Source organism: Clostridium sp. DFI.1.208, assembly GCF_024463855.1.
GTDB lineage: Bacteria > Bacillota_I > Bacilli_A > Erysipelotrichales > Erysipelotrichaceae > Clostridium_AQ.
This window is the reverse complement of the sequence record NZ_JANGCA010000227.1, coordinates 1-346: the sequence shown is the minus strand read 5'-3', so window position 1 is coordinate 346 and position 346 is coordinate 1. Positions and strand designations below refer to the sequence as shown.

1 protein-coding gene is annotated in these 346 nt (G+C 50.3%); it reads left to right on the top strand.

The genetic code is table 11. From position 1 onward, the window contains the following. On the top strand, window positions 1–346 hold a 346-nt coding region (locus NE665_RS24150), incomplete at both ends, for a hypothetical protein (RefSeq protein WP_256302736.1).

Below are 346 nucleotides of genomic sequence, written 5' to 3'. Positions count from 1 at the left end.
GGAGGTTCAGGACGGCTATGAATACTATCTCAGTACCTCTTCGACCTCACCTCTTGCGGATAGCGGGGATTGGGATACGCTGACAAAGCTCACAGAAGGGGAACATGCCGGACAACATGAATTCACCAATCTGGACAGGACGACCTTCTATTATCTGCACGCAAGGATCGCTGAAACGAAGGAATACCGTCACAGTACGGCTGTCGTGAGTGAGGAAAAGGCTCCTTCACCGTTCATCGACTTCAAAACGACAGATGTCAAGAATACGAAGAATAAAGAAGCTGCCATGGCGTTGAGTGAGGCGATCCCATTCCCGTCCACCCTGAAAAAGGGGAAGATCACGATC